We start from the raw sequence: 22,839 nt of genomic DNA, 5'->3' as shown, positions 1-22,839 counted from the left end.
AATTTTACCTGAAAGAGATAAACGAAGCAATCGCAATAGACTTGGGAAAAGCTGCGTTTCTCTCTGAGGAGACGCAATATACAGCGTATCCCTGGTGTATCAAGTGCAGCTTTAGACACCGCCGGGCCCCGTGTCCCTAGGGGGATTTCTATAGGCGGGTGTACTTCATAAACTTGCAATCTGCTGTATATCTCCACCTACTTAAATATCAGCAGCAACCAACCTAGTTCTCTAACTTTAGAGGTTAAATATGGCAGATATTATTGACTACAAAATCTACGGCGACGATTTGCAACTAATCGAGATTGAACTCGACCCCAAAGAAGGCGTCAGGGCTGAAGCTGGAACCATGACATACATGGAAGGCGACATCCAAATGCAAACATCCACAGGCGGCGGCTTATTTCAAGGTTTCAAACGAATGCTGACAGGAGCGGGTTTTTTCATTACCACCTTTGTCAACGCCGGAAATCGCAAGGCCCGCGTCGCTTTTGCCGCCCCCTATCCGGGTAAAGTAATTCCCCTCGATTTAGGCCAACTTGGCGGTAAATTTTTGTGTCAAAAAGACTCATTTCTCTGTGCGGCTAACGGCATTGAAATTGAGGTAGCTTTCACCAAGCGGCTAGGTGCCGGTTTCTTTGGCGGAGAAGGTTTTATTCTGCAAAAGTTGCAGGGTGACGGGCTAGCTTTTGTTCATGCGGGAGGAACCATAGTTGAGAAAAATTTGGCTGTTGGCGAAGTGTTGCGAGCGGACACTGGTTGTTTGGTAGCTTTTGCGCCCACAGTAGACTACGATATTCAGTTTGTGGGCGGGTTTAAAAATGCTCTATTTGGCGGCGAAGGCTTGTTTTTAGTCAAGCTAACCGGGCCTGGAAAAGTGTATTTGCAAAGTCTGCCGCTATCGAAGTTAGCGGAGCGAATTATGGCTGCAAGCCCAACTGCAATTCCGAGCAGTTCTAGCAGTTTTAGTTGAGAGTAAACTGGTAGAAAAAGTAGAAACTAGGGTGCCGCGGAAGGGGATAAAATCTGCTTAATCACGGAGGATATTTCCTCTCCGCACCTACAAGAGGTATCGGTTGTTGTCCATTAGTGAGTTAATTGCTAATTATGAAGGAAAAAGTCTTAGAAATAGAAAACTTAACTGTTAGTTTTGATGGTTTTAAAGCCATCAACGGTTTAAATTTTAGCATGGATGCGGGCGAACTGCGAGTTATCATTGGCCCTAACGGTGCGGGGAAAACAACTTTTCTCGATTCGATTACCGGGAAGGTGCAGCCGACAGAAGGCAGGGTGTTATTTAAGGGACAAAATTTGCGCAAGTTGTCGGAAGATAGGATTTCGCGCTTGGGAATTGGTCGCAAGTTTCAGACGCCGCGAGTTTACTTGAATTTAACGCCGCGCGAAAATTTGGAATTGTCTTGCAGCCGCCATAAAAATGTTTTTTCTACTTTGTTTAAGCCTGCTTCGGCTGCTGAAAAACGCACGGTTGCTGGTTTGTTAGAAACAATTGGTTTAGTGGCTAAAGCTGATGTTTCGGCTGGTTTGCTTTCTCACGGGGAAAAGCAATGGTTGGAAATTGGAATGTTGGTGGCTCAATCTCCTGATTTGTTGTTGGTAGATGAACCTGTGGCGGGTTTGACGGATGAGGAAACTATGTTAACTGGTGAGTTGCTAATTTCGCTGGCCGAAAGTCATTCGGTGTTGGTAATTGAACACGATATGGAGTTTGTGCGGCAAATTGCGCGGCAGGTGACGGTGTTGCATCAGGGTGCGGTTTTGTGCGAGGGGACTATGGATGAGGTGCAAAATGACGATCGGGTAATTGAGGTATATTTGGGCAAACCGGAAGAGTAAGAAGTCATTAGTCATTAGTCATTAGTCATTAGTCATTGGTCATTAGTTAGTTGACTCTTTCCGATTACTAATTGCCGATTACCGATTGCCAATTACCAATTATCCCTTACCAATCTAAAGAATATGCTGCAAGTTTCTAATTTGAATGTTTATTACGGCGAAAGTCACATTTTGCGCGATGTCGATTTAAGCGTTATGGCGGGGCAAATGGTTTGCTTGATCGGCCGCAATGGTGTGGGCAAAACTACTATGCTAAAAACGATTATGGGGTTGCTGCAACCCCGCAGTGGCACTATTGCTTTTGGTGGAGAATCTATTGCTTCTAAGTTGACTCACCAGCGGGCGAAAATGGGCATTGGTTATGTGCCTCAAGGACGTGAAATTATTCCCCGTTTGACGGTAAAAGAAAATCTTTTGTTAGGTTTGGAAGCGAAACCAACCAAAACTAAAAATCCTGAAGTTCCTGATGAAATTTTTGATTTATTTCCTGTTTTGAAAACTATGCTCGATCGCCTGGGAGGTGATTTGAGCGGGGGACAGCAGCAGCAGTTAGCTATTGCTAGAGCTTTGATGGGTGAGCCGCAGTTGCTGGTTTTGGATGAGCCTACGGAGGGAATTCAACCGTCTATTATTTTAGACATAGAAGCTGCGGTGCGCCGCGTGGTTGCTACTAGGGGAATTTCTGTTTTGTTGGTGGAGCAACATTTGCATTTTGTGCGGCAAGCTGACTGGTATTATGCTATGCAAAAAGGCGGGATTGTGGCTTCGGGAAGCACTAAGGAGTTAAGTGATGAGGTGATTCAGAGGTTTTTGGCTGTTTGATTCAGAAGGAAGTTCGGCAACGGATTCGCTCCACGGATGTAACGGATGTAACGGATGGAAGGAAGAGGGAAGAGGGAAGAGGGAAGCAGGAAACGAGGAAACGAGGAAACGAGGCAGAGCCTCTAGATATTTATTCCCAGGCTCTGCCTGGGAACAAGCGGATCTGGAAATGAGGCAGAGCCTCTAGATATTTCTTCCCAGGCTCTGCCTGGAAGGAAAGGGAACAAGGGATGCAGTCCGCGCACTATGCGGACTTTGTTTGATAAGAAGCGATTTCAATCGCCTAGGAAACGAGGCTATATTATTGATTTTTTCGGCCGTCGGGCATTGTGGTACCGGCCATACTTGCTCGATCGATACTAGCGCCATCTATATTAGCATTGCGGAGGTTGGCATCGGAAAGATTGGCATCTCTCAAGTCGGAAAATCGCAGGTCTGCACCGTCTAAATTTGTCTTTGTCAAGTTAGCTTTTCTGAGGTTAGCGTTGCTGATTCTCGCTCCTACTAATTCGGCTCCGCTTAAGTCTGTGCGAGCTAGATTGGTGTTGACAAAATCTGAGATTTCGAAGCGACTACCGCTAAGGTTGGCATCTGATAAATCGGCTCCTGTAAGGATGGGATTTTTTAAGTTAATGTTAACTAATTTTACGGCTCGGAGGTCGCAGCGGGGGCAGCTTTGAGTTAGCAGCAGTGTTTCGACGTTGGCGTTGATTTGGTCGATTTGTTGCTGGGAGAAATTTTCGGCAAATTCTGGGGAGACGTAGCCGAGGTTTTTGGGGTCGTCTGCTTTTGGTTGGGGTGTTTGGATTTGGGGTGTTGGGATTTGTTGGGGTGTTGGGATTTGTTGGGGTGTTTGTGGTTGGGGTATTTGTGGTTGGAGTATTTGTGGTTGGGGTGTTTGTGGTTGGGGTGTTTGTGGTTGGGCGATCGCGCCCCGTTGCAGCCCCACATCTAGCAATTCCAGAGTTGTGGCAATAATTACCAGGGCGATCGACATTATTGTGAGTTTTTTCATCAATAAATACTTTTTGCGAAAATACGATTTATATTGTATGATACCTGGAAACGTCAACACCCTACATGGCGCTAAATAGATCCAAATTTAGATAAAATACTTCGGAACCGTCAGGTGCGCGAATTAACTTTTCTATGACCGGAGGCAGTTGCTGTTGACGGTACAATTCGGGAATTTCGCAGAAGCTTTCTTCGGAAATTTCCAAAATTTTTGGCATATCAGGAATGGGAAACCCCAACCGATCGCTCTTATTTAAAGTGCAAATAATTAGGTAGTTGCAGTCAACAATGCTCCGACTGCTGGGAAATATTGTGGATAAATTAATCATGGTAATTAGTTCTTCTTGATGTCGAACTAAACTATTACCGCTAGGTAACAGACCGTAGGAATTAAAGTCTTTAACAATGCGTTCCACTCGTTCAATAGGAACAGCATAGTAAACATTTCCTAGTTCAAAGGAAACCAATTTTTTAGAAGAAAGTCTAACATAGCCTTGTTTCTTGCTCCGGAATCGGCGATTGTAATTGGCGTGAGTCATTCGATTTTAGATTTTAGATTTTAGATTTTAGATTTTTTGATTGGTGATTGGTGATTGATGATTTTTTGATTGGTGATTGGTGGTTTAAGATTTTTTGATTGGTGATTGGTGGTTGATGATTTTTTTATGGGTGATTGGTGGTTTAAGATTTTTTTATGGGTGATTGGTGGTTTAAGATTTTTTTATGGGTGATTGGTGGTTTAAGATTTTTTGATTGGTGATTGGTGGTTTAAGATTTTTTGATTGGTGATTGGTGATTGGTGATTGAAGATTTTTTGCTCTTAGTAGGGTGCGCCAGGTCGCGCACTTTACCGCTATCATTTGCGTGTCAAACTACTTTTGGCTTAAGTTGTGTTTGAGATTGGGAATTATTTGATTGGAGATGTGAGATTTTTGATGGGATTATTTAGTGTTTCATTAATTTTGGGAGGGCTTGTAAAAGTTGGGCTTCGCTGTAAGGTTTGGTGAAGTATTGATTGGCGCCTAATTCCATTGCCATTTGCCGATGTTTTTCGCCGCTGCGGGATGTCAGCATGGCTACGGGAATATTAGCAAACCGATGGGTAGCTCTGATCGATCGCAACAATTCAAATCCATCCATCCGGGGCATTTCAATATCCACGATCGCCAAACTGCAATCAAGACCATTTTGCAACTTTTCCAGGGCATCCAGGCCGTCTTTAGCCTGTACCACCCGGTAGCGAGCACGAGTCAGCGTCAGAGACAGCAACTGCCGAATTGTATAGGAATCGTCCACTACCAAAATCAGCGGTGACTGAGTCCCACTCGGCGCCATCTCCTGCACTGTACCGGACACAGTAGCGCTCGAACTAATTGCCGAAGGTTGACCCACCAAATCGTCCACATCCAGAATAGTCACCACGCGCCCGTCCCCCAAAATGGTACTCCCCAAAACCCCGCGAGGCTTGGATAGAGGCGGCGGCAAAGGTTTAACCACAATTTCCTGCTGGCCGATCAGCCGTTCCACAGCCACCGCCAGCATTCCTTCGGGAGAAGCCAAAACCAGGACGGGAATTTCGTCTAGGCTCAAAGGGTCAGGAGAGGGGGCATCCGGCGCGACGGCGCTGTATTCGAGCAAATCTTGCATCCTCACCAAACGAATAAATTCCTGTCGCCACCACAGCATCGGCTGGTTGCCGGCGAGGTGAACTTCCGAGGCTTTAATGTGCAAAATTTCCTCTACTGCATCCAGCGGCACTGCTATTTTATTGTGATCGGTCTTCACCATCAATGCATCAGTAATCGACAGCAGCAGCGGCAGTTTGATGATAAAACTCGTACCTTTTCCCAGGCGAGAGTCTACCTTCACAGTCCCCCGCACAGTCCGCAAATTTGTTCGCACCACGTCGAGTCCGACTCCCCGCCCCGAAAGGTCGCTGACCTCTTCTGCTGTGCTGAAACCCGGCCAAAACAGAAAATCGTAGAGTTCGGCAATGGAAAATTCTTGAGCTTGTTCCTCCGTCGCCAAACCCTTTGTGACAATTTTACGGCGAATGATTTCCGGGTCAATGCCTTTGCCGTCATCGGCGACAGTAATAATAGTCTGCCCGCCTTGGTGGCGGGCTTCTATTTCAATTTGACCGCTGGCGGGCTTGCCGGTTGCTTGCCGAACTTCGGGCCTTTCGATGCCGTGGTCAAAAGCGTTTCTCACTAAGTGTATTAAGGGGTCGCGCAAAGCGTCGAGCAAACTTTCGTCTATTTTGGTATCTCTTCCCAGTAGCAGCAGGTTGACATCTTTCTCGTATGTGAGGCACATATCCCGGAGGGCTCTGGGCAAGTGATCGACGGCGCGGCTGAAACTCACGACTCGCAACTGCATGACGCGGCTGCGCAGTTGGTCGGTAATGCGGCGCAGTTGGTCGGTACTGCGCTCGAATTTCATTGCTAAGGTGTCTAATTTGGTGGCGGATTGAGAAATTGCTTGGGCAGTTTCGATGACTTCTGCTGCTGTCGAGTGGAACTCTGTATAACGATCCATCTCTAAGATATCGAAGTGAGCATGGGACACAGAGGATTTGCCGTTAGCAATCATTGGGAATTCGGTTTCTGCTGCGGCAAGTTTTCCCAATCCAGAGGAACCGTTTCCCCCTCTCCAGTCTGCAAAACTCAGTCTGTCGTATTCTTCTCGCAACTGACCGCCGAATTGGTTCAAATCTAGGATACTGCGGCGGATGCGTTTGACTTCGCCGCGCAGTTCGGATTCTTGAAGTTCTAAATTTGTACGGTTGATGACTAATTCTCCGACTAGATTCACCAATTCATTTAAGCGTTCTAAGTCTACGCGGATTGTCGGTCTTTGCGGGTTGGGGGCTGGGGGAGAGGGGGAGGGGGAGGGGGAGGGGGGGAGTGGGGGAGTGGGGGAGATGGAGGGGGAGGGGGGGAGTGTGGGGGAGGGGGAGATGGATGAGGGTGTGGGGGAGTCGGGGGGAGTCGGGGAGGGGGAGATGGAGGGGATGTCGATCGCCCTTCCTTCCAATAGTTGTTGGCGTGCGATTTGCAAGTTTTGGGCGATCGCCCAACCCTCGGATTGCAACCGCTGTAGAGTCAAGTCGGGAGAGTCAATCAAATCTCTGAGGGGTTCGGCGACTTTCCCAAAATCCGGCAATTGCAGCATTCCAGCCAAACCGGAGAGTTGATAGTAAACCTGGTTGAGGGCGGTCACGCTTTTTGCCAAATCTGCCTCAGAAGCTTGGGAGAGGTCGCTTTCCAGGCGATTGAAGAGTGGGAGCACATCGTGTTCAAAAATCAGTTTCAGGGTTTCCGGGGCGGCCGATTGGCTGGCTGCGCGGACTGGCGAATGTTCTGGCTTGCCGTACTTGGCCTCGAAAATCTCGAAAATTTGGGCGATCACCTCCAAGTTTTCGGTTTGATCGGGAGTTGTGACATCGGAGTGTTGAATTGATTCGAGGGCAATCTTTTTGAGAGCATCCACGCCTTGCAGCAAAACACTCACAGTAGTCGGTTCCAGGACCGACAAGTCTGTGCGATCGCGCAAAATGACAAAACAGTCCTCCAGGGTATGAGCGGCCGCCGATACGTTTTGAAAGCCCAACATCGAACCCGCACCTTTAATCGAGTGAGCCGCCCGAAACATTTCTTTAACTGCCGCTTGTCGCTCTTGCAACCCCGCAGCTTCCATCGACAGCAGCTTCGTCTCCATTAGCTGGAGAAACTCTCCGCATTCTGCGGTAAAAGCATCTATTAATTCGTTTAAATCGTCATCATTCATATTAGTCTGTTGTCTGTTAACTGTTGACTGTTGACTGTTGACTGTTAACTGTTGACTGTTGTCTGTTGACAGTTAACTGTTGTCTGTTGGCAGTTTTTTTATATATGATGTCCCGTTATTTAACTGTAATTGTTGCGAGGGTGAGTTCACGATTATCTATAAATTCGCATTCAGGATATTTATCAACCCGCCCCGACAACAACGATAGTTATTAGTGAGTCGTATAACAGTCAACTGTCAACTGTCAACCGTCAACTGTCAACTGTCAACAGTCAACCGTCAACAGACTAACTGCGGAAATTCGCCACCGACTTTTGCAATTTGCTGACCGAACCAGACAGATCGTCCAAAGAAGCCTTGACATCGGCACCTTTTTGTGCGGTCGTATTAGCAATCTCGTTGACTTGCTGCATACTGTTAGAAACTTCCTCAGCCGAAACAGTTTGCTTGGCAGATGCGCGAGTAATATTTTGCACCAAAGCATTCATTTCTCGACTAACTTCGATGATGGCATTGAGGTGAGTTTTAGCTTCGCTTGCCAGCTTAGTGCCTTCCACTACCTCCAGCGTCCCCGATTCCATAGCCTTCATCACGCGGCTGATTTCTTCTTGAATTGTACCGACAATTTCGGAGATTTCCTCAGTAGCGCCGGCCGATCTTTCTGCTAATTTCCGCACTTCTTCGGCGACAACTGCAAAGCCTAAACCTTGTTCGCCGGCTCGGGCCGCCTCAATAGTAGCATTGAGAGCTAATAAATTAGTTTGCGAAGCAAGTTGAGAAATCGAAGTCACGATTTTGCCAATTTGCTGCGAAGATTCGCCCAAACGCTTCATCATTTTTGAGGTAGAGGCGATCGTCACCCGGAGGCCGTTAATGCCTTCGACAGCTCGATCGACCGCCAGCCCGCCGACTTCAGCCGTTTGAGAAGACTGCTGGGCAACTGTTTCGGCGCGCACCGCAACATCTCGCACGTCGCGGATCGAGTTCACAATCCGCTCGATTTCCCGCATGATGGCAGATATTTTTGTGGCTTGAATTTCCGCCTGTTGGGTGAGTTGACTGGTATTGTTAATCGACTCGCCGGTGGCAGATGTTACCTGTTCGGCTAAAGTTTGAATTCCCGTTACCACCTTCCGCAGAGAACTGATTAAGAAGTTGAAAGAGTCGGCGACAGCACCTAAAACGTCGTTAGTCACTTCCGCCCTGACTGTCAAGTCGCCTTGAGCAGCGCCTTTAATTTCTCCCAACAATTTGAGGACTTGCTGCGTCAGAGAATCAGCTTCAGCTTTGCGTTCTGCTGCCAATTTTTCCAGTCGTTCTTCTGCCTCTTTGCGCTCGGTGATGTCAAAGCGAATGGCGATATATTTGACTATTTTGCCACTGGTATCAAAGATGGGGGAGATCGTCGAATCTACCCAGTAACAGGAGCCATCTTTGCGTCGGTTTTTGATTTCCCCTTTCCACACCAAACCGCGAGAAATTGTCATCCACATTTCTGAAAAAAATGATTTGGGATGGTAGCCCGAATTGATGAGGCGGTGGTTGTGGTTCAGGAGTTCTGCCATGCTGTAACCGGATATTTCCATGAATCTGTCGTTGGCGTAGGTAATCGTGCCTTGGAGATCGGTTTCGCTGACGATCGCAGCTTCGTCTAGGGCATTTTGCCGAGTTTTGAGTTCTTGCAGCAAGCGTTCCTGTGTCTCGGCCAACTGCTGCATTCGCTGATGGGATGCTCTTTGTTCGGTGACGTTGCGGCACACGACTACGCCGCCTTTAAGCGCGCCGGTTTCGTCTTTGAGCGGCCGGCCGTTAACTTTCACCCACAAACCGTCAGGCTTGCCTGCGTGGCGCGTGAAAAGGTCTACGTCGTCAAAGGCTTCTCCTCGAACCGTGCGCGCTAAAGGTATTTCGGCTGGGGGATAGGGAGTTACGGTATCGGGCAAGAATAAACCGTATTTTGTTGACCATTCGTTGGGACGATATTCTGTCGCACCCATGCCAAAGATATCTTGGGCGGCGGGGTTGAACAAAAGAAAATTGCTATTTTCGTCGGCAGCAATTATGCCGTCGCCAATGCTGTCTATTAGCAGTTGCAAGAGATTGCTTTGTTGCCGAAATTGCGCTTCGGAACTGGCTAATTGGGCTGTTGTTTGTTCCAGTTGCACCATCGCGTGTTTGCTTTCGGTAACGTCGCGAGCAACTGCATACATGAGCTTTTGTTCGGTTTCAGGTCGCACTTTCCACGACAGCCACCTGTAGGAACCGTCTTTGCAGCGGTAGCGATTTTCAAAAGACTTTACTTCGCAGCCCCTGGCTACTTTTGCTGCTTCTTCTTGGGTTGCTTCGCGATCGTCTGGATGGACTAAATCGATATAATAGTTGTCTTCGAGTTCATGCGCCTTGTAGCCGAGGGTTGTTACCCAAGCCGGATTGATGCGCTTGAATTTGCCGTCAAAATCTATAATACAAATCAAGTCTAGGGAAAGGGTAAAAAATCGATCGCGCTCTACTTCTGCTTTTTTGCGATCGGTAATTTCGATCGCCACAGCCCCGATACCGATGGGTTTGCCCTCAGATCCGGGCAAAGGAAAGTATGACGCCAGCCAATCTCGCACGACGCCCGGTTCGTGGAAGAGCGATCCCGACACCTCAACGTTTAACAGCGGTTGGTTGGTGGCGAGAACCTGCTGCAACAGCGGGTCTAGGTTATCGCTCATTTCGGGTACAACCTCCCTCATCGTCTTACCGAGGTGTTCGGCAACTGAGACGCCGGTGGTTTCCGCTAATTTCTCGTTGACTTGCACGAAGCGGAACTGCTCGTCAAAAATACACATTGAGGTGGGGGCGGCTGTGAAAAATGCGTCAAAGCGATTTTGACGCAAAACTAATTCTCGTTCTAGGGCTTTGCGATCGCTGATGTCGCGAGCTTCGGGAATCAGCAGCACGACTTTACCGCTGTCGTCTACGATCGGCTTGAGGGAGAAGTCCACAGTTATCACAGCACCCCCAGCAACGAGCACCTCGGCTTCATAGCGGACTACCTCGCCGGCGGCGGCTTTTGCCAGCGCAGCTTGGACTTTTTGCTTGGCTTCTGGGGAAATTTCCCACCACAAATTATCTACAAACTGCGTCCCTACGAAGTCTTCGCGCCTGAGTCCGGCGACATCGAGGGCTGTTTGGTTGACTTCCAAAACGGTGCCGTCGGGTTTGAGCAGCCCCACTAATTGGAACGATTGATCGAAAATGGCTCGGAACAGTCTTTCGCGCTCGCGCAGCAGCTCTTCTGCGCGTTTGCGATCGCTGATGTCGCGAGTAACTGTTGCCAACCCGATCGGCTCGCCGGTTTCTGGGTTTTTGACGGTAAATATGGTGAAGTCAACCGGAATGTTTTCGCCGGTTTGAAAGTTCCTCAAGCGGAATTCACCCTGCCAAAAACCATCTCGCACAGTAGGCGGCAGGATTTCTTCTTGGAAAAACTTAACATCTTCTGCTGAGAAGAAGTCATAAACACTTTTGCTTTTGACTTCTTCAATATTGGGCAATCCTACTAGTTTCATTCCCGCGGGATTCAGGTATGTTGCCTCTCCCTCCAGGGTTGCCGTGCCGATAAAATCCGAGCTGCTTTCTACGATCGAAATCAATCTTTGCTTTTCGATTTCGGCTTGCTTGCGCTCCGTGATATCGTTGTTAGTTTCTAAAATTGCTTTCGGTTTGCCCTGTTCGTCTCGCTGCAAATTCCAGCGGCTAAATACGGTGATTTTTGTGCCATAATTGGTGGTGTGAATTATTTCTCCTTCCCAATAATTCTGCTCTTCTAACTGTGCCGAGATAGCTGCTAAAGGCTGGGGAAAAATGCTGTGCAATAAAGTATAAGTGCTTTTCCCCAAGGCTTCTTTTTTTGTCCAGCCGTACATCCGTTCGGCTCCCTGATTCCAATAACTAATCGTACCGTCCATATCCCGAACGATCAAGGCGTCGCTGGCAAGGTCGAGCATTTGCAAGTTCTGCTGCAAGGCTTCTTCTGCGCGCTTGCGTTCTGTAATGTTGCGGGCGATCGTTGAGATAAATTCAACTTCAGAATTCTCGGATTTGTGGGCAATAACTACTTGAGAAACTGGTAGTTCTTCGCCGTCTAAACTCTGCCAAACAGTTTCGCCACTCCACACCCCGTCCCGGCAAGCTGCGGGGATACCGACGTTCACAAGAGTGTCGATACTTTTGGGGGATGTCAGGTCAGAAACGTTGATTCCGGTTAAATCTGCGTGCGGGCCAACTCCCAACATTTCTCTGGCGGCGCGGTTGAGATAAATGACCCGCTGTTGGGAGTCGGCCATGCCTACCCAGTCTGTTGTGGTTTCTAAAATTGCTTTGAACCGCAATAGTTCTTGTTCAGATTGGCGGCGATCTGTGATGTCGCGCGCCAAGCCCAGCATTCCTAAAATGTTGCCTTCTGCATCTTTGAGGGGCAATTTCTGGGTGTCGAAGGTGTGTACTTTGCCGTCGGCTAAGGTGCCAAAGTCGTTGGAGCCCCGGGCGAGGTGGTTCTCGGTCCGGAAATTTTGGATTTGGTTCTGGGAATCGGTTTCGGCGTCGAAGTTGGGGAAGATTCGATCGACCGATATGCCAATTTCTGCGTCGTCTTTACCGATAATTTCTGCTTGAGTTTTGCCGAAGGCGGCGGTGAAACCTGCATTGACTAGGGTATAGCGCGAGTTTAGATCTTTGACAAAGATGCAGTCTGGCGTAGCGTCAATGACTGTCCGCAGCAAGTTTTGGGAGCTTTCTGCTTCTGCGAGCGTGTGCCGCAGTTGTTCTTCCATTTGCACGCGGTTGGTGATATCTCTCATCGCGCAAACGAGAATTTTTCTGCCGTCGGCATCTACAAAGGTAGATTTTTTGGCGGAGACAAAGCGGGTATTTCCTGCTGGGTCTGTGAGGGTTTTTTGGATTTCGGTGCTGGTATTTGTCAAGAAAACTAATTCGTCTTTTTCTCGATATGTCTCTGCTTCCTGTTTGGGCAAGAACTGGTCGTAGGATTTGCCAATTAGTTCTTCTCTGCTGTGACCGAGGTGTTGACAAAAAGCATCGTTTAATATTAACCAGCGGTGCTGTTGGTCTTTGACGTAAATCGGGTCGGGGATGCTGTTGAGGATGTTGTTTAAGAATTGTTCTGAAGCTTTTAATTGCTCTTGGACTGCGGTGCGGTCGAGAACTTCCTGTTCCAATTGTGCGTTAGTTTGCAGTAGCTGCTCGGTTCTTTCATTCACTCGCTGCTCTAGTTCTGCAGTTAGCTGCTGCAATGCGGCTTCTGCCTGTTTGCGCTGGGTAATGTCGCGGCCTTCGGCGAGGATTTGAAATACTTCTCCTGCTGCATTTAACAGCGGCTTAAACGACAGGTCAATTACTTTTACATCGTTGTTGGCGTCGGTGATTTCGTATTCTTCCCGGACAAACTGGCCGGCCGAGACTTGTTTAATGTTTGTTTTTAGGCGCTGCTGGTTGGTTGCAGATGATGCCCACCCAGGTGTCAGCCAAAATTTCATTCCCAGCACTTCTGATGCTTGGAAATCGCCCAATTCTAGCGCTCTCTGATTTGCTTCGATCAGAGTACCGTCTGACTCCAATAATGCGATCGCTTGAAAAGCTTGGTCGAAGATGGCGTGAAATCGCTGGGTAGTTTCGCTCAGTGCTTGTTCTGTTTCTTTTTTAGAGTTAAGGATTCGGGTGGAACCTACTAAGAAGCCGTAGCGGTTGGACAAACTCAAAAAAGCGACCGCCGCAATTACAGTTATCCAATCGGACACAGTTTGCGCCCCCAGAGAGTGCGGCAGTCCTAGGTATTCGGCGGCGTGGCCGCTGTGGCCGAAAGCGCAAGTCCAAAATATGCCTGCTGTGACTGTGGCGAAGATGTCGAACCCGTATTGACGGTTTCGCCACATAGCTAAGCTGATTAGCCAGGCGATCGTAAAGTAACACGCACAAATGATGACATTAGCAGCCCCAGCTACCAGCGATGACGAAAAGTCAGGGAATGTCAGGGTGAAAGTCGTTGCGATCCAGGTATAGAGAAGTTCGATCATAAATTTAAGGATTGGCAAATCGGATGCGGGCGATCGTTAGTTAAAATTATTGATGGAAAGCGATTGGAGACTTATCTGTATGGTAGATTTTTACCAGCGTTCGGAATGGGCGATCGCTTCTACATCGACAATCATTAGCAAGCGTCCTTCGGAATTGTAGAGACCTTTTAAGAAAGGAGCTAGCTCGGGACTGACATCTAGTGCTGAGACAATGCGATCCGGATTGAGAGATAAAACTCCTTCGACGCGGGAGACGGCCAATCCCATCCGCATTCTCGACAATCTCACGTCTCGCGGATCGGGCGCTTCCACCACTAAGATGCGGCTGCTTGGGTTGTAGATATCAACCGACTCGATGCCGGCAAACACTCCGAAGTCTGCTGCTGCTAAGATTTCGCCCCGCAAGTTGGTTAATCCCAGCAAAAATGGCAGGGTGTTGGGAACCGGGGAAATCGGTTGTTCCTTGAGGGAAAGGACTTCCCGCACTGCCTCTAATTCTATGCCGAACAGACTGCCTCCTTGACCGAACAGGAGAAATTGCTTTGTTCCACTTGTCTGATTCCCTGCTGCGGGGGGAGCCGTTGTTTTCATGGCTTATTTTTAGTTTCTAGTCTAGTTTACAAATTAGAGTTTTGCTTTGGCCCGAAAGCCGATCGCGAGCGAGAATTTTTGAGTATCAGTTTTTGGGCATCAATGCTTGGGTTAAATAAATCTCGGCTTTGGCAAATAAGCAGGTAGCTATCATTAAACATAAAACTTTTAGGGGCTGCAAAAACCCTGTTTCTTAAAAAAAAACGGGGTTTGTCGGTATAATGTTTTTTGGGAAGCTGCCCATCACTTTATATTCTGTTTACGCCGAAAGCAGGCGCTGCACGATCTTGACGAGTTGCTGAGGTTCAAAGGGTTTGCTGACGTAAGCGTCGGCGCCTAAATCGGTTCCCCAAGCTTTATCGATCTCGGTGTTTTTATGAGTACAAAATACTACGGGCAAGTGTGCTGTTGCGCGATCGCCCCGCAATTCTCTGATCACTTCAAACCCGTTCATTCGCGGCATCACTACGTCTAAAACGACCAGAGCCGGACACAATTTTCGGATCAGGGCGATCGCCTCTTCGCCGTCGCCAGCCCGGATCACTTCCAGTCCGGCATCTTGAAGAATGCGACAGATTACTTCTAGTTCGCTTTTGACATCATCCACTACTAAAACTTTTGACATGATTCCACACTTCCTTGCTGTTGTTGACAGCCGACTATATTTATTCAGAAGCTGACGCGATCGGCGGCTGTGAGACTAGACCGCGAAAGCGAACAAATTAATGTACTTCCAAATATAATATAGCCGATCGCATGGCTCAAGGTTGGCTGTCAGCGATAAAAAGCGATAAAAATTTACTTCGCTCACGGAATCGCCCTGAATAAATTCATCGGTAATTGGTAATTGGCTTTCCTCAAACGAACAGCTATTACTATAACCATCTAGTGCGATAGAAAACCCGGATTTTTTAGGATATTTTTTTAGCTTTCTTCCGACTTATCTAGTTGTCATTGCTCGCGATGACGGAAACCGCGTCAAACCCTGCAATTGCTTTCCTGCGGAGCGCGAAAGCTAACCCACCGCGAACAATGACCTCATCAATTAGCAATTAGCCAATAGCCATTCCCCATTACCAATTCCCAGTTAACCCAAATTCAAGCTGCGATAATTACTCGCAAATTGCCCGTTTTTTTAGGAACCCGACAAGCGGTTGAGGAACCAGATCGCTCAAATGAACAATCGAGCCAAGTTGAGCATACTCTTAAGTTATTTAGCCAAAGTTTTTGAATCGATTCGGCCAGGGGAGAAGCGATGATTCGCAATTAATTTTCGGGAGCGTACAGAGCCTAAATTTAACATCATTTGCAGCAGTTGAAAAATACTGCACGGAGCGATCGCTCGGGCTGTTGCGCTCTGGGCCGCCAAAAAGTTCGGGGGCACCCTCCTAGGGTTGCAGCAATGTCCTTTCAAATCAGCCTTCAGCTACTTCTAGAGGTGATTCGATTGGGCGACGATCGCGATCGCCCTCCCAAAGCTGTCAAAGCCTTGTCCTGTGACCAGACGCTTGCCTGTGTCGTAGCCTATGAGATTGCAGGCGGGAGATTTTGAGGATAGGGGGCCAATTCCCCAAGCGCCGAGTGGGCGATCGCGATCGGCCACTCGGTTACAGGTGACTCCGCAGTGGCTACAAATATTTTTTCTCTACTTAAACAGTATCTACCATTATTAAGAGTGGCTTCCCATTTGTTCAAAAGTTTAATTTTCTCGCTCTTTCGACTCTCGACTTTGACATTAAATTTTGATGTCGAGCACCTTGATGTAATGCTTCCTTCTTTGCATCATATCATTTTTTCAGCCGACTGCCAACTAACAGTTAGATTATGAAATAAACTTAACTTTTCTTAAAATAAGCCAAAAAAGTGAAAGGGTAGGGCAAAAATCCGAATAATATTGACCAAACTAATATAGTAACCGCCCAAACGGTGAGGAGGTTCTTAATTGCTGAAACATGAGCTCAAGATTGCAACTTCCTTGTTCATCGTTCCTTCTTCCTTCCTTCAACATCTGCTATAGCCCAGCTAAAACGATAATAGGAATCAGGCACAAACCGGGTGTTTGCGTAAAACAACCGGGTTTATTGAGTGTTGTGTATAATTTTTGAATAAGTAAACCACCCGTGCGTTTAATTTGTACTCGCACAGCTATCTGCCGTTAATTTCTAACTCTATCAGTGCATTGCGGAGGTTTGGGCTAAATTATTTAATCAGCGCAACGGAGAGCTAATTGGAAGTATATATGGCGCTGTTACTACAGGTACTGAGGGAAAAATTTCAAGTTAATAGACAGCACGATATCGCTCGATAGTCGAGATTATTTTATTAATGAGGCGCGTCAAATTTGAGGTATTTTAACAATGGCATTTAAATATTTTTATTGTCTGTGATTTATAATTGGGGGGCAAATTCAATGGATCGCGCCGCAGTCCAATTTTACCCAGTAGAGGAATGTTGGGTTCATCAAAACAGGGACAAGCGGGCGCCATCCTTGAGATCGATCGTAAGCCCAGCCTCCAAGACTGCTGCAAGAGGCGGTCAGTCGATTTTAGATTTTAGATTTTAGATTTTAGATTGAAGAAATTGAAGAGATTGAATAAAGCGACCTCACTGATAAGCCGGGGGGCTATCGATTTGAGATTTGAGATTTGAGATTTGAGATTTGAGAATTGAAGAAAGCTCTCCCACGGATGAATCCGGGGGTTCCGCACCAAATCGATTTGAGATTTGAGATTTGAGAATTGAAGAAAGCGCTCCCACGGATGAATCCGGGGGCTGGTGATGAGCATTCCGAGCTTTTTTCTCGCTTCACGGATGAATCCGGGGGTTCCGAACCCAATTGCTTGATTGTCAAATTTATCGGTGAGACAGAGACAGCGATCGGCTATAATAAAGGGCTAGAGGAAAAGAACACGCTCAGACCCGAAAATATGGTTGCCATCCAAAGAAATCTCAACTTTGCCGCCCTAGAAGCAGAATACAGTCAAAAAACACCGCGAGAAATTCTCAAATTTGCCCTAGAAAATTTTGACAATATCTCAATCTCTTTCAGCGGGGCTGAAGATGTAGTTCTGATCGATATGGCCTCAAAAATTACCAAAAATTTCCGCGTCTTCACCCTAGACACCGGACGCTTGCACTCAGAAACCTATCAATTTTTGGAGCGAGTCAGAAAACATTACGGCATTAAATTAGAAGTAATGTTTCCCGATGCAGCAGAAGTACAAGCCCTAGTAGAAGAAAAGGGATTGTTTAGTTTTTATGAAGACGGTCACAAAGAATGCTGCGGCGTGCGGAAAGTCAAACCGCTGCGCCGTAAACTCAATACTCTCGATGCTTGGATTACTGGTCAGCGGAAAGACCAAAGTCCCAGTACCCGCAACGGTATTCCGGTCATTGAAGTTGACAGTGCATTCTCAACTCCCGACCATGAATTAATTAAATTTAACCCCTTAGCAAACTGGTCTTCGGCAGAGGTTTGGGAATACATTCGCGCTTTAGAGGTGCCTTACAACACGTTGCACGAACGCGGTTTTGTCAGCATTGGTTGCGAACCTTGTACGAGGCCGGTATTGCCGAACCAACACGAACGCGAAGGTCGCTGGTGGTGGGAAGAAGCGACCGTAAAAGAGTGCGGTTTGCACGCTGGTAACGCACAAAAATAGTAAAGGGATTAGTCGTAGGGTGCGCAAGAATAAAGGCGCATCACATAAATAGTAGGGTGCGCCGAACCGCGCACCTTACTCAAGAATAAAGGCGGATCGGACAAATAGTAGCCTCAGAATTCGCAATTACAAGAAATAAAAATTAAGATAAGCTGGCAACCGAACTTTGATAGGATGATTAACATTCAGAAAAGTTTTTAACCCAGGTACTTATGCTCGCCTCAACTAGCGAATTGCTGAACACGGCCCGGAGAAACGCTTATGCGATCGGCGCTTTTAACGTCTACAACCTCGAAGGAGTAAAAGCCGTCATCGATGCCGCCGAAGCGCTGCAAAGTCCTGCGATGCTGCAACTTCACCCCAGCGCCCTCAAATACGGAAAATCACCTTTAGTCGCGCTTTGCATGGAAGCCGCGCGCAAATCTTTAGTGCCGATCGCAGTACACTTAGATCACAGCACCTCAGAAAAAGACATTCATCTCGCCCTAGACGCCGGCATCAAATCAATTATGGCAGACGGTTCTCCTATGCCCTACGAACAAAACTTAATATTTACGCGCGAAATGACTAAATTATCCCACGCTAACGGTGCGGTAGTTGAAGCAGAAATCGGCAGAATTAGCGGCACGGAAGACGGTTTGACAATCGAAGAAAAAGCCGCCAAAATGACTGATCCATTGGAAGCAGTAGAGTTTATCAAAGAAACTAAGGTAGATTTTTTAGCAGTAACAATTGGCAACGTTCACGGCAAATATTTCAGCGAACCCAAACTCGATTTCCCGCGTTTGGCAAAAATCCGCGCTTCTGTTTCAGTGCCGTTAGTGCTGCACGGTGCTAGCGGTTTGCCGGAATCAATGATTAATCAATCTATTAAATTAGGTGTATCTAAGTTTAATGTGAATACGGAAGTTCGCGAAGCTTATATGGACGTGTTAAAAACTAGCAATTCTTTGTCAGATCCGGATTTGTTGGAAGTAATGGAAAAGGCGATCGATGCCATGCGCTCGGTCATTTCTGACAAACTGCAACTTTTTGGTTCTGCAGGTAAAGCTTATCTGCATCAATCTCCCTACGCGGACGAATTCACCGCAAAGAGTACCAGCGATAAACAAGCGGAAAATAATCAAGTTCTTATCAACTCTTAAAGCCTGTGTGCAGTGAGGATTTCAGTCTTACAGCAGATTCCACGTTGATGAATTACACTCGTCAAGCGATCGATGTAGGGAAACGGCACTGCCGTGTCCTCTATCGAAAGCTATGTACCTCACTTACCTAAAAAATGCTGTATTTGGAACAGAACTTACGCACTTCGACTCCTAGAAACCGGGTTTTTTACCGAATTTTCGGTGTGTAACCAAGTATTTTATAGCAATCCTAAATCATTTGTGAATTTCTTACTCCCTCCCCAAGGCATCGGGGAGGGTTGGGGTGGGGTAAAATTTTTACGACTCCTGCAAGAATTGCTATAGTAAAAAAACCAGGTTTCTGGGTTCCCATGCAGGACTATTGAAGTAAAAAAACACCTAAAGTCCTGACTCCGAACCAGTTTGTAGTCAGGACTTCCGTCCTCTCTAACCGTTTAAAAATCGATCGGGATCGATGCCAGATTCCCGCAGCCGCCGAATTAAAGACTGCAATTGAGCTTCCGCTTGTTGAGCCCTAGATTCCGCTGACTCGGCCCGCTGCCGTTGCTGTTCCGCTTCAGTCAGAATCCAATTGCCATCAACATCATACCAGCGCAACCACAGTCGATCGATTCCCTGAAACTCTCCTTGCCACAAACCCAAGCCCAAACTTAGGTCAGGAATCCACACTCGCGACTCGGGCAATTCTAATTCTTGATAGTGTCCGCCCTTCAATTCAAACACTCGCAATTTGTTAGTATAGCGGCTGAAAACGGCATAAACAGGAACCCGCAAAATTTGCTCGTAAACCTCCCATTTTCTCGGCGGTTCCTCCTTCCTCTCGGCCTCCAAAACTTGCCCGTTACCCGCAGTGTTTCCCGACTGAGGTGGCAACTTTTCTTCATCGGTATTGTCGCCTAAATCTTCTTTTTCCGTTCCCGGCGAAAGCAGTTCTACAATTACAAATGGATTGACGCCTTCCTGCCAAGTAACATAACTCATTCGCAGTTCGGATCGATCGTAAAGTCGGGGAACTCCCACAACTCCAAACCAATCCGGCCGCTTGTGCCACAGAGTGTGATGCACGTCATAATAAAGGTTCATGTCGGTGCCGCTAAATATCTCAGAAGCCGGATAATTCCGAGGTCGAAACGTCAGGCTCAACAACTGCGGCTGTAAATCGTGAAATTCGTCAGGCAAACCAGGTTCCTCCGGGTCTTCGCTGGGTAAATCGTACATCGTCGGCAGCGTTTCTCGGGGCGATCGCGGCGGATCGGTTTGCGGGACAGGATATTTAAAAGGCAACATATAATATTGAGAAATGACTGCATTTATGCTAACATCATTTTTATACTTGCAGGACGAGCGCCAACACCCTGTAAAACGTTTATTTCAAACTTTTCTTCGTCTCTTCCGTGAAGTCAATCTAAAATCTAAAATCTAAAATCTAAAATCGACTGACCCGAACTTCTGCACTATGATCGACATTCCTCAACTGATTGCTCAAGAACTTTCTATTAATCTGTCTCAAGTCAATAATGCTCTGGAACTTTTAGCCGAGGGAGCAACTATTCCGTTTATTGCCCGCTACCGCAAAGAACGCACGGATTTGCTGAATGAAATTCAGTTGCGGGACATCTCCGATCGCTTCACGTATCTGACGGAAATAGAAGACCGCAAAAAATCGATTATAGAGACGATTAGCTCTCAGGGTAAACTCACTGCTGAACTGCAAGCTAAAATCGAATCGTGTTTGCAAAAAAACGAACTAGAAGACCTTTATCTGCCTTACAAACCCAAGCGGCGGACGCGAGCGACAATTGCTAGGGAAAAAGGTCTGGAACCGCTGGCAGAATTTATCAAGTCTCTGAACTTGCCGACGGCTAAACCAGCAGACTTTGAGGCGGAAGCAGCTAAATATATTTCGGAAGAAAAGGGAGTTAAAACAGCAGAAGAAGCTCTCAAAGGTGCTGCGGATATTTTGGCGGAAGCGGTTTCGGAAAAAGCAGAATTGCGGGCTTATTTGCGAGAGTTTTTAATGAAAACCGGAGTCTTTGTATCGAAAATTAAAGATGATTTCCCGGAAGGAAGCACTAAATTTGAAATGTACCGCAATTACCAAGTTGCAGCGAGAAGCGTTCAATCGCACAATATGTTAGCGCTGTTTCGGGGGGAAACGGAAGGAGTCTTGGATTTGGAACTGGCGTTTGATGAATCTGCCGTGATGGCTTATTTGGAAGCGCAGGAAATTAGAACTAGGATACCGGAAGTTAAAGAGTTTTATCGATCGACTTTGAAGGATGCCTTCAACCGACTGATGAAGACTTCGTTAATTACAGAAGTGCGATCGCACAATAAAGCCGTTGCTGATATCGAGTCGATCGCCACTTTTGAAACCAACCTCCGCGAGTTGCTGCTGTCGGCGCCGGCGGGAATGAAACCGACACTGGCGATCGATCCGGGATTTCGCACGGGGTGCAAAGTTTCCGCCCTCGATGAAACCGGGCAATTTTTAGAATATCAAGCAATTTTTCCCCACCAAGCGGCCGCTCAGCGACAGCAAGCTGGTAAAATTGTCAAGCATTTAATTGAGAAATATAAAATTGAATTAATCGCGATCGGCAACGGTACAGCTTCTCGGGAAACAGACGAATTTGTTTCGGAAGTTTTGGCAGACATGGAAAGAAAACCGATTAAAGTGATGGTGAATGAATCCGGTGCATCGATTTATTCAGCCAGCGATGTGGCGATCGCCGAATTTCCCGACCTCGACATCACCGTTCGCGGCGCAGTCAGCATCGGACGGCGCTTGCAAGACCCCCTCGCCGAACTCGTGAAAATCGACCCGAAATCAATAGGAGTCGGCCAATACCAGCACGACGTTGACCAAAAATTGCTCAAAAAGAAACTCGACGAAACCGTCGAAAGCTGTGTGAATTATGTCGGAGTTGACTTAAACACAGCCTCGAAAGAACTGCTGACATTTGTGTCGGGAATGACGCCAACAGTTGCCAAAAATATCGTCAATTACCGCAACGAAAAGGGCGCCTTTAAAAATCGCCGTCAACTCCTGAAAGTTCCCAAACTCGGGCCAAAAGCTTTTGAACAAGCAGCCGGGTTTCTCCGCATTCGCGGCGGCGAAAACCCCCTGGACAATACAGCAGTTCACCCCGAAAGTTATCCTGTAGTGGAGGCGATCGCCAAGGATTTAGACTTGCCGCTGACAGAGATAACACAAATATCGGAAAAAATCAAGACTGTAAACATTAAGAAATATGTCACCGAAAAAGTCGGAGAACCAACACTCCGAGACATTATTTCCGAACTAGAAAAACCGGGAAGAGACCCGCGAGCCGAGTTTAAATATGCCACTTTCCAAGCAGGAATCAAGGAAATATCCGACTTGCAAGTTGGGATGGAATTAGAAGGCATAATCACGAATGTAGCTAACTTTGGAGCCTTTGTGGATGTGGGAGTACACCAAGACGGTTTGGTTCACATTTCTCAATTAGCCGATCGATTCGTAGATGACCCCAAACAGATTGTTAAAGTCGGACAAGTTGTGAAAGTGCGGGTTTTGGAGGTGAATGAGAAGTTAAAGCGGGTTAGTTTGACAATGAAGCTGCAAGAAAAACCGCAACCGCAAAATGGCAATAGCGCGAGGCTTCCGGCCCCGCGCCGGCGTTAAAACTTTGGGGGAAAGCTGCAAAAGGGCGATCGCGTCGGGCCCTCGCCCGTGCTACGGCTATAATTGTGTAATCCTCACCAACCTCAAATTTAGATGACTGCGACTAAAAGCTGCACCTATATCTCCCCCGAAGACTATTTAGGGCTTGCTGAAAAAGTCAGAAAACAGCATTTAGAAAGATGAGTGAATTTGAGATCGCCTCGGCAATATAAGTT

14 protein-coding genes are annotated in these 22,839 nt (G+C 47.2%); 6 read left to right on the top strand and 8 right to left on the bottom strand.

What is annotated here, in order from left to right; genetic code table 11:
- Nucleotides 1-250 precede the first annotated feature (250 nt).
- From QUB56_RS04035 to urtE, 3 genes are all read left to right on the top strand, one after another.
- On the top strand, nucleotides 251-973 hold the full coding sequence (locus QUB56_RS04035) for a TIGR00266 family protein (protein WP_332953380.1): 723 nt from the start codon (nucleotides 251-253) through the stop codon (nucleotides 971-973).
- Nucleotides 974-1,107: 134 nt separating this feature from the next.
- Nucleotides 1,108-1,854 (top strand): urea ABC transporter ATP-binding protein UrtD, encoded by a 747-nt coding sequence (gene urtD, locus QUB56_RS04030; RefSeq protein ID WP_332953377.1) that lies wholly within the window; start codon nucleotides 1,108-1,110, stop codon nucleotides 1,852-1,854.
- 123 nt (nucleotides 1,855-1,977) lie between these two features.
- The gene (gene urtE, locus QUB56_RS04025) at nucleotides 1,978-2,676 is read left to right on the top strand and encodes an urea ABC transporter ATP-binding subunit UrtE (protein WP_332953375.1); all 699 of its coding nucleotides are present in this window, start codon (nucleotides 1,978-1,980) and stop codon (nucleotides 2,674-2,676) included.
- A 301-nt stretch (nucleotides 2,677-2,977) separates the two neighbouring features.
- Here urtE and QUB56_RS04020 read toward each other — a convergent pair whose 3' ends face one another.
- The 7 genes from QUB56_RS04020 to QUB56_RS03990 form a co-directional block, all read right to left on the bottom strand.
- Nucleotides 2,978-3,691, bottom strand: a complete 714-nt coding sequence (locus QUB56_RS04020) for a pentapeptide repeat-containing protein (protein ID WP_332953374.1) — start codon at nucleotides 3,689-3,691, stop codon at nucleotides 2,978-2,980.
- A 61-nt stretch (nucleotides 3,692-3,752) separates the two neighbouring features.
- Nucleotides 3,753-4,229, bottom strand: a complete 477-nt coding sequence (locus QUB56_RS04015; protein ID WP_332953373.1) for a chemotaxis protein CheW — start codon at nucleotides 4,227-4,229, stop codon at nucleotides 3,753-3,755.
- Between the two features lie 406 nt (nucleotides 4,230-4,635).
- Entirely contained in the window at nucleotides 4,636-7,479 is a 2,844-nt protein-coding gene (locus QUB56_RS04010) for a hybrid sensor histidine kinase/response regulator (RefSeq protein WP_332953372.1), read from the bottom strand.
- A 287-nt stretch (nucleotides 7,480-7,766) separates the two neighbouring features.
- Nucleotides 7,767-13,559, bottom strand: a complete 5,793-nt coding sequence (locus QUB56_RS04005) for a PAS domain S-box protein (RefSeq protein WP_332953371.1) — start codon at nucleotides 13,557-13,559, stop codon at nucleotides 7,767-7,769.
- 90 nt (nucleotides 13,560-13,649) lie between these two features.
- Complete coding sequence (locus QUB56_RS04000; RefSeq protein ID WP_332953369.1) at nucleotides 13,650-14,150, bottom strand: chemotaxis protein CheW; 501 nt, start codon at nucleotides 14,148-14,150, stop codon at nucleotides 13,650-13,652.
- Between the two features lie 259 nt (nucleotides 14,151-14,409).
- Complete coding sequence (locus tag QUB56_RS03995) at nucleotides 14,410-14,775, bottom strand: response regulator (protein WP_332953367.1); 366 nt, start codon at nucleotides 14,773-14,775, stop codon at nucleotides 14,410-14,412.
- An 807-nt stretch (nucleotides 14,776-15,582) separates the two neighbouring features.
- Nucleotides 15,583-15,753 carry a hypothetical protein gene (locus QUB56_RS03990; RefSeq protein WP_332953365.1) on the bottom strand — a complete coding sequence of 57 codons (171 nt, stop codon included), beginning with the start codon at nucleotides 15,751-15,753 and terminating at the stop codon, nucleotides 15,583-15,585.
- Nucleotides 15,754-16,888: 1,135 nt separating this feature from the next.
- Here QUB56_RS03990 and QUB56_RS03985 point away from each other — a divergent pair.
- Both QUB56_RS03985 and QUB56_RS03980 read left to right on the top strand, forming a co-directional pair.
- The gene (locus tag QUB56_RS03985) at nucleotides 16,889-17,812 is read left to right on the top strand and encodes a phosphoadenylyl-sulfate reductase (RefSeq protein WP_332953362.1); all 924 of its coding nucleotides are present in this window, start codon (nucleotides 16,889-16,891) and stop codon (nucleotides 17,810-17,812) included.
- A gap of 212 nt (nucleotides 17,813-18,024) precedes the next feature.
- Nucleotides 18,025-18,957, top strand: coding sequence for a class II fructose-bisphosphate aldolase (locus QUB56_RS03980; RefSeq protein WP_332953359.1), 933 nt, complete (start codon nucleotides 18,025-18,027; stop codon nucleotides 18,955-18,957).
- 426 nt (nucleotides 18,958-19,383) lie between these two features.
- On the opposite strand, the gene QUB56_RS03975 is transcribed toward QUB56_RS03980, so the two are convergent.
- The gene (locus QUB56_RS03975; protein WP_332953357.1) at nucleotides 19,384-20,244 is read right to left on the bottom strand and encodes a Uma2 family endonuclease; all 861 of its coding nucleotides are present in this window, start codon (nucleotides 20,242-20,244) and stop codon (nucleotides 19,384-19,386) included.
- 169 nt (nucleotides 20,245-20,413) lie between these two features.
- Between QUB56_RS03975 and QUB56_RS03970 the strand changes: the two genes are divergently transcribed.
- Nucleotides 20,414-22,624, top strand: coding sequence for a Tex family protein (locus QUB56_RS03970; protein ID WP_332953354.1), 2,211 nt, complete (start codon nucleotides 20,414-20,416; stop codon nucleotides 22,622-22,624).
- The last annotated feature ends 215 nt before the right edge of the window (nucleotides 22,625-22,839 follow it).

This window comes from Microcoleus sp. AR_TQ3_B6 (genome assembly GCF_036702785.1).
GTDB lineage: Bacteria > Cyanobacteriota > Cyanobacteriia > Cyanobacteriales > Microcoleaceae > Microcoleus.
This window is presented reverse-complemented; position numbering and strand designations above follow the sequence as displayed.

What these genes read in the sequence shown, in the direction of transcription:
- QUB56_RS04035 (WP_332953380.1), top strand. Translation starts at nt 251, where the DNA reads ATGGCAGATATTATTGACTACAAAATCTACGGCGACGATTTGCAACTA.
- urtD (WP_332953377.1), top strand. Translation starts at nt 1,108, where the DNA reads ATGAAGGAAAAAGTCTTAGAAATAGAAAACTTAACTGTTAGTTTTGAT.
- urtE (WP_332953375.1), top strand. Translation starts at nt 1,978, where the DNA reads ATGCTGCAAGTTTCTAATTTGAATGTTTATTACGGCGAAAGTCACATT.
- QUB56_RS04020 (WP_332953374.1), bottom strand. Translation starts at nt 3,691, where the DNA reads ATGAAAAAACTCACAATAATGTCGATCGCCCTGGTAATTATTGCCACA.
- QUB56_RS04015 (WP_332953373.1), bottom strand. Translation starts at nt 4,229, where the DNA reads ATGACTCACGCCAATTACAATCGCCGATTCCGGAGCAAGAAACAAGGC.
- QUB56_RS04010 (WP_332953372.1), bottom strand. Translation starts at nt 7,479, where the DNA reads ATGAATGATGACGATTTAAACGAATTAATAGATGCTTTTACCGCAGAA.
- QUB56_RS04005 (WP_332953371.1), bottom strand. Translation starts at nt 13,559, where the DNA reads ATGATCGAACTTCTCTATACCTGGATCGCAACGACTTTCACCCTGACA.
- QUB56_RS04000 (WP_332953369.1), bottom strand. Translation starts at nt 14,150, where the DNA reads ATGAAAACAACGGCTCCCCCCGCAGCAGGGAATCAGACAAGTGGAACA.
- QUB56_RS03995 (WP_332953367.1), bottom strand. Translation starts at nt 14,775, where the DNA reads ATGTCAAAAGTTTTAGTAGTGGATGATGTCAAAAGCGAACTAGAAGTA.
- QUB56_RS03980 (WP_332953359.1), top strand. Translation starts at nt 18,025, where the DNA reads ATGCTCGCCTCAACTAGCGAATTGCTGAACACGGCCCGGAGAAACGCT.
- QUB56_RS03975 (WP_332953357.1), bottom strand. Translation starts at nt 20,244, where the DNA reads ATGTTGCCTTTTAAATATCCTGTCCCGCAAACCGATCCGCCGCGATCG.
- QUB56_RS03970 (WP_332953354.1), top strand. Translation starts at nt 20,414, where the DNA reads ATGATCGACATTCCTCAACTGATTGCTCAAGAACTTTCTATTAATCTG.